A 2038-nucleotide genomic window follows, 5' to 3' on the forward strand; every position below is an offset into this window, starting at 1 on the left:
GGTCCAGTTGCCGAAGTCGTAGCCCTGCACCGAGCCGGGGCCGCCGGTCCACAACGTCTTCTCGTTGAGCTGGATGCGCTCCCGCGCCACGGTGCCGAACACGCCGCCGCCGAGGGCGCCGCTGCCGATGGGCAGCGACTGGCCCTCCCAGTCGGCGGCGGGCTCGTCGTACCAGAGCGTGAGCGATCCTGGTTCCACCCGGGCCACCGCCTGCTCCGCTTCCGGGACGGCGACGCCCGGGGCCAGGCCCAGGACGACGGCCGCCGCCACACTGCCGCGCATGTGTTGCACGCTCCTCCCACGAGCGACGCCCCATCCCCGCGGGCGGCGGTCGCGGCCGGTGGCGACGATAACAAGACCTCCGAGCAATCGGAACCCCCATCACGCGACCAGACCCGATATGCCGTAGTGAAGCGGTCCTGAACATCGATACATCGGATGCTTGTCGGAGTTCCGGAGGGATGAACGGGACCTGCCACCACGGCCGGCGTGCCCCTGACCGGGTGGATTGACGCGTGCACGCCCGGGAAGCCCAAGGGGACGCCGAGTCGGAGGAGCCGGGCCGTGGAGGGTGACATCGAGCTGCGCGTGGACGGCCGTCGCCGGCGGTTGCGGGTGGACACCAGGACGACCCTGCTGGACGCGTTGCGCGACGGGGTCGGGGCGACCGCGCCGAAGAAGGGCTGCGACCGCGGTCAGTGCGGCGCCTGCACGGTCCTGCTCGACGGCCGGCGGGTGATCACGTGCCTGGCGCTCGCGGTGGCGCACGACGGGGCGGAGGTCACCACGGCCGAGGGGCTCGCGGACGGCGGGCGGCTGCACCCGGTGCAGGAGGCGTTCCTGGAGCGGGACGCGTTGCAGTGCGGGTTCTGCACACCGGGCCAGGTCTGCTCGGCCGTGGGAGTGCTGGACGAGGTGCGGTCCGGCCACCCGAGCGCGGTCACGGCCGACCTGGACGGGCCGGTGGAGCTGACCGACGAGGAGGTCCGCGAGCGGATGAGCGGCAACCTGTGCCGGTGCGGCGCTTACGTCGCCATCGTGGCCGCGGTGCGGGACGGTGCGCGGTGAACCCGTTCGACTACCGGCGCGCGCCGGACGCGGAGGCCGCGGTCGCCGCCGCGTCGGGACGGGCCGGGGTGGCGTTCCTCGCCGGCGGCACGAACCTGGTGGACCACCTGCGGCTCGGCGTCGCCGCGCCCGAGGTGCTGGTCGACATCACCCGGCTGCCGCTGGACTCGGTGCAGGAGCTGCCCGACGGCGGGCTGCGGGTCGGCGCGACCGTGCGCAACGCCGACCTGGCCGCGCACCCGGTGGTGCGGCGGGACTACCCGCTGCTGGCGCGAGCGCTGCTGTCGGGCGCGTCCGGGCAGATCCGCAACCTGGCGACGACCGGCGGCAACCTGCTGCAGCGCACCCGGTGCGTGTACTTCCAGGACCTGTCGACGCCGTGCAACAAGCGCGAGCCGGGCACCGGGTGCTCGGCGGTCGGCGGCTACACGCGGCACCACGCGATCCTGGGCGCGTCCGCGCACTGCGTGGCCACGCACCCCTCGGACATGGCGGTGGCGATGGCGGCCCTCGACGCGCGGGTGAACGTGCTCGGCCCGGCGGGGCCGCGGGTGGTGCCGCTGCTGGAGCTGCACCGGTTGCCGGGCGACGAGCCGCACCGCGACACCGTGCTGTCGCCGGCGGACCTGATCACGTCGGTGGACCTGCCGCCGTTGCCGCCGGGTGCGCGCTCGCTGTACCGGAAGGTGCGCGACCGGGCGTCGTTCGCGTTCGCGCTGGTGTCCGTGGCGGCCGTGCTGCGGGTGGACCGCGGTGTGGTGCGGGACGTGCGGATCGCGCTGGGCGGCGTGGCGCACAAGCCGTGGCGGGCGCGGCGGGCGGAGGACCTGGTGCTCGGCTCGCCGGCCGACGAGGAGGGGTTCCGCCGGGCGGTCGACGCCGAGCTGGCGGGCGCGGCTCCGATGGCGGGCAACGCCTTCAAGGCGCCGCTGACCCGCAACGCGGTGGTGTCCGCGTTGCGCGAGCTGAG

At 74.8% G+C, this 2038-nt stretch carries 3 protein-coding genes; 2 read left to right on the plus strand and 1 reads right to left on the minus strand.

Annotated features, from left to right (window positions below; genetic code table 11):
- Nucleotides 1–282 (minus strand): glycoside hydrolase N-terminal domain-containing protein (locus tag AB0G02_RS36975; protein WP_360804182.1); only part of this gene is annotated, 282 nt, incomplete at its 3' end.
- Between the two features lie 282 nt (nucleotides 283–564).
- Between AB0G02_RS36975 and AB0G02_RS36980 the strand changes: the two genes are divergently transcribed.
- Both AB0G02_RS36980 and AB0G02_RS36985 read left to right on the plus strand, forming a co-directional pair.
- Entirely contained in the window at nucleotides 565–1068 is a 504-nt protein-coding gene (locus AB0G02_RS36980; protein WP_360804185.1) for a 2Fe-2S iron-sulfur cluster-binding protein, read from the plus strand.
- Nucleotides 1065–2038 (plus strand): xanthine dehydrogenase family protein subunit M (locus tag AB0G02_RS36985; protein WP_360804188.1); only part of this gene is annotated, 974 nt, incomplete at its 3' end. The genes AB0G02_RS36980 and AB0G02_RS36985, both read left to right, overlap by 4 nt.

It is taken from the genome of Actinosynnema sp. NPDC023658, assembly GCF_040639995.1.
In the GTDB taxonomy this organism is placed as follows: domain Bacteria; phylum Actinomycetota; class Actinomycetes; order Mycobacteriales; family Pseudonocardiaceae; genus Actinosynnema.